This is a genomic window from Flavobacterium sp., from assembly GCF_043780635.1.
GTDB lineage: Bacteria > Bacteroidota > Bacteroidia > Flavobacteriales > Flavobacteriaceae > Flavobacterium.
Window position 1 is genome coordinate 1 of sequence record NZ_JAYWCK010000082.1, and the last position, 4,452, is coordinate 4,452.

The window sequence follows — 4,452 nt, forward strand, 5'->3', positions numbered from 1 at the left end:
ACGTCTCTTAATATTGATGAAGCTCTATTGAGCTCTCCTAATACCTTGGACGGATGATGAGCGGTTGGTAATTTTTTACACATTGCAGTCCATCTCTCTATGAGGTTCTGCAAATCTTTTTCTAATTCTACGGTGCTTTTGCCTTCGGCTACTGTGCGAACAATAACGCCAAATCCTTTTGGTTTGATGGATTGTACCAATCGTTTCAAACGTTCTTTTTCTTTTTTGTCTTCTATTTTTTGAGAAATAGAAACACGGTCAGAAAACGGAACTAAAACAATAAATCTTCCGGCAAGCGATAGCTCAGCGCTAATTCTTGGTCCTTTGGTAGATATTGGTTCTTTGACGACTTGTACTAAGATAGATTGATTCGAATTGATAATGTCAGTTATCGAACCATCTTTGTCTATCTCTTTTTCAAACTGAAAGTTTTTTAGGGAGAAATCTTTTATTTTACCTGCGCTTACAAGTTTTATGAATTTCAGTTGGGAAGCAAGATTAGGACCTAAATCGTGATAATGTAAAAAGGCATCTTTTTCGTAGCCAACATTTACAAAAGCAGCATTTAGTCCAGCAACTGGTTTTCTAATTTTGGCAATAAAAATATCGCCAACCTGGAAATTGCTTGTTTCTTGTTCTTTGTGTAATTCAATTAGTTTTCCATCTTTTAATAAGGCAAAATCTACGGCTTCGGAACTAGATCTAATGATTAATTCTTTATTCATCTGTAAATTTTTATCCAAACAATGGAGTTGTAGGTTGTCGGTTATTAGATGTTGGAAAGACTCCATCAACTATTAACTATCAACCATCAACTTTGCAGTAAGGATGGATTAAACAATAATTTTAACAGGTATTGAACCCGAGAGGAAATTCAGTGGGCAGGAAACAGTTGTCAGGCTGCAGTTAAAACTGCAATCTGTAATCTGTAATCTGCATTCTGTTTTCCAAATTTCAATGAACGGTTAAAAAGAAAAAAGTAGTTTAAAACTACTTTTTCTTTTTGTGACGGTTAGCTCTCGCTCTTTTCTTGCGTTTGTGCGTTGCTACCTTATGTCTCTTCCTTTTTTTACCACTTGGCATAATCTGGTGATTTTGTGATTAATAAATATTATTACTTTGCTTCGTTATTTGTCTTTACTCCTTCAACAAACACTTTTGCAGGTTTGAATGCTGGAATATTGTGGGCAGGAATTTTGATCGTGGTATTTTTTGAAATATTTCTTCCTGTTTTTTCAGCTCTTGTTTTCACAATGAAGCTTCCAAAACCTCTTAAATAAACATTGTCTCCAGTTTCTAATGAATTTTTTACTTCTGTCATAAAGGTCTCTACTGTTGCCTGAACATCTCCTTTTTCTAGACCTAATCTCTCTGAGATTTTTGCTACGATATCTGCTTTTGTCATTTTATTCGTAATTTATAAATGGTGTACTAATTTTTTGAGGTTGCAAATATATGAATTAAAAAAACAATTATTCAAGCTAATTCATTAAATTTTAATCATATAAACTTTTACTTTTGTTAACTAATATTTAAAGATGAATTTTTCCAAAGTATTGATAGGATGGTATTTAGAAAATAAGCGGGATTTACCGTGGCGAAAAACTGATAATCCGTATCTAATTTGGCTGTCCGAAATTATGCTTCAGCAAACGCGAGTGGCACAAGGAACGCCGTATTTTCTATCATTCACAACTAATTTTCCGAAAGTTTTTGATTTGGCTAAAGCCAATGAAGAACAGGTTCTGAAACTATGGCAAGGATTGGGCTATTATTCCCGTGCTCGAAATTTGCATAAAACCGCACAATTTGTTGCCACAGAATTATCTGGAAAATTTCCGGATAACTATAATGACTTATTGAAACTAAAAGGTGTTGGTGAATATACGGCCGCCGCAATCGCCTCTTTTTCCTTTAATGAAGCCGTTCCCGTTGTAGACGGAAATGTTTTTCGGGTTTTGTCACGGTATTTTGATGTAGAAACGGATATTGCTTCAGCTTCCGCCAAAAAGGAATTTGCTGCTCTGGCTTTCGAATTGATGCCAAAAGACAACCCCGCGTTGTTCAATCAAGCCATTATGGAATTTGGCGCTTTGCAATGTGTTCCTAAAAGCCCAAATTGTGAAATTTGTGTATTCAATAGCAGTTGTGCCGCTTTGCAAAAAAAGAAAGTGGATCAATTGCCCTTAAAATCTAAAAAACTAAAAGTCAGGAATCGGGTTTTTAATTACTTAGTAGTCTCTGATGACAATGAGAATACGATAATCCAAAAGCGAACTGCAAAAGGAATTTGGCACAATCTCTATGAATTTCCTCTGATTGAAACAGAGAAGGTAGAAGATTTTGATTGTATAGCAGAACTAATTCAATCTGATTTTTTTATCGAAAATAAAATTGTTAGTATATTAGAAAGCAATCCGGAAAGCATCATCCATAAATTATCGCATCAACATTTGCATATCAAGTTTTGGAAAGTGAAAGTAAAAGGAACCATCAAAAATGGTATAAGTTCGGAAACTTTGAAAACATTTCCTTTCCCAATTGTGATTCACAATTTTATTGAAAAGGATTTTTTGAGCTAACTCAAAAATCAGTATATTTGAATTTATAAACTCAGAACATGAATTCGACTTTAAATAAAGTAATGTTAATTGGCCACTTGGGCGACGATGTGAAGATGCACTATTTCAAAAGTGATTCCTGCATTGGAAAATTCCCTTTGGCAACAAACGAGACATATATCAATAAGGAAACCGGAGAAAAAATTACTTCTACAGAGTGGCATAACATTGTTGTGAGGAATAAAGCGGCTGAATTATGCGAAAAATATTTGTCAAAAGGAGACAAAGTTTTTATTGAAGGTCGCATAAAATCTCGCCAATGGCAAGCCGAAGATGGGTCAACTAAATACATCACAGAAATTCAGGCAATAGACTTTACTTTTCTTACAACAAAAAAGGAAATCGAAGGCAGTAAAGAGAATAAACCAATTGAACCAACAAAAAACGCTAACTTTGACCCAGAAAATAACGGTTTGCCAGTAAATGATTTACCGTTTTGATTGTATAACTAATCTCTTTTAATTTGGAGCCGGAGCCCAGTTTATTTCTTCAATACACTCTAGATACTAATATAGTATTTGGTTTTATCGCAATATTTGCGTTGCTTTTTTGTTCTGCATTAGTTTCTGGTGCTGAAGTAGCCTTGTTTTCCTTGTCACAAAAAGACATTGACGACACCTTGCAAGAACATCCCTCAAAAGGGAAAATAATTTCAGAACTTTTAGAAAAACCCAAAAAATTACTGGCCACACTTCTAGTGGCTAACAATTTCATTAATATTGGAGTGGTAATTTTGTTCTCCTATGTGGGGCATAATATATTTTCGGCGGTTAGTTCACCCATTTTAAAATTTATTTTAGAAGTGATTGTGGTCACTTTCTTAATCTTGCTGTTTGGCGAGGTTTTGCCAAAAGTATACGCCAGCAGAAACAACATAAAGTTTGCCAAGTTGATTGCTTATCCTGTTGCGGGACTTGATAAATTGCTTTCGCCAATAAGTTTGCCAATGCGCAAAGTCACCATTTACCTGCATAATAAATTAGGAAAACAAAAGACAAATTTCTCGGTCGACCAATTATCGCAAGCCCTAGAACTTACAGATGCAGATGAAACTTCGTCTGATGAGCAAAAAATACTGGAAGGAATCGTGACTTTCGGAAACACCGATACGAAGCAAGTAATGAGTCCTAGAATGGATATTTTTGCATTAGAAATAGAAGAATCTTTCGCGACAATTTTCTCCAAAATAATCGAAAAAGGCTTTTCCAGAATTCCGGTTTATCGAGACAATATTGACCAGATAGAAGGCGTTTTGTTTGTGAAAGATTTGCTCCCGCACATTAATAAAGAAGAATTTGATTGGAAAACATTACTGAGAGAACCATTTTTTGTTCCTGAAAATAAAAAAATTGACAATTTACTTAAGGATTTTCAGAGTATGAAAAGTCATTTGGCCATTGTGGTGGATGAATATGGAGGAACTTCGGGATTGGTTTCACTCGAAGATATTATCGAAGAAATTGTGGGAGATATCAGCGATGAATTTGACGGAGATAATTCAAATTATTCTAAAATTGACGATAAAAATTATCTTTTTGAAGGAAAAATAAACCTCAAAGATTTCTACAGAGTGATTGATGTGGATGAAGAGTTATTCGAAATAAGAAAAGGCGAAGCCGAAACTTTGGCAGGGTTTATTCTTGAAGTTTTAGGAAATTTTCCAAAAAAAGACCAGAAAATTACATTCGAAAACTGTGTATTCACTATTGAAACGGTAGATAAAAAAAGAGTAAAACAAATAAAAGTGACCATTGAATAAAATCCTCCTCTAACCTCACCAAAGTAGGGGAAAAATTAATGGATTATAAATAAATAAAAGATTACAAATGCT

The 4,452-nt window shown here is 34.3% G+C and carries 5 protein-coding genes; 3 read left to right on the plus strand and 2 right to left on the minus strand.

Translation table 11 applies throughout. The annotated features are described in order from the left end of the window. Both ACH2BV_RS08230 and ACH2BV_RS08235 read right to left on the minus strand, forming a co-directional pair. Positions 1-725 (minus strand): ribonuclease E/G (locus ACH2BV_RS08230; protein ID WP_395050243.1); only part of this gene is annotated, 725 nt, incomplete at its 3' end. A gap of 389 nt (positions 726-1,114) precedes the next feature. Next, positions 1,115-1,405 (minus strand): HU family DNA-binding protein, encoded by a 291-nt coding sequence (locus ACH2BV_RS08235; RefSeq protein ID WP_143390122.1) that lies wholly within the window; start codon positions 1,403-1,405, stop codon positions 1,115-1,117. A gap of 133 nt (positions 1,406-1,538) precedes the next feature. Between ACH2BV_RS08235 and mutY the strand changes: the two genes are divergently transcribed. From mutY to ACH2BV_RS08250, 3 genes are read left to right on the plus strand one after another with little or no spacing between them, the layout of a single operon-like run. Then, positions 1,539-2,582, plus strand: coding sequence for an A/G-specific adenine glycosylase (mutY, locus tag ACH2BV_RS08240; protein WP_395050245.1), 1,044 nt, complete (start codon positions 1,539-1,541; stop codon positions 2,580-2,582). A gap of 38 nt (positions 2,583-2,620) precedes the next feature. After that, the gene (locus ACH2BV_RS08245; RefSeq protein ID WP_395050247.1) at positions 2,621-3,061 is read left to right on the plus strand and encodes a single-stranded DNA-binding protein; all 441 of its coding nucleotides are present in this window, start codon (positions 2,621-2,623) and stop codon (positions 3,059-3,061) included. A gap of 23 nt (positions 3,062-3,084) precedes the next feature. Next, entirely contained in the window at positions 3,085-4,380 is a 1,296-nt protein-coding gene (locus ACH2BV_RS08250) for a gliding motility-associated protein GldE (protein WP_395050248.1), read from the plus strand. The last annotated feature ends 72 nt before the right edge of the window (positions 4,381-4,452 follow it).

Excerpts from the sequence above, each read along its gene's own strand:
- ACH2BV_RS08235 (WP_143390122.1), bottom strand. The coding sequence starts at position 1,405 with ATGACAAAAGCAGATATCGTAGCAAAAATCTCAGAGAGATTAGGTCTA.
- mutY (WP_395050245.1), top strand. The coding sequence starts at position 1,539 with ATGAATTTTTCCAAAGTATTGATAGGATGGTATTTAGAAAATAAGCGG.
- ACH2BV_RS08245 (WP_395050247.1), top strand. The coding sequence starts at position 2,621 with ATGAATTCGACTTTAAATAAAGTAATGTTAATTGGCCACTTGGGCGAC.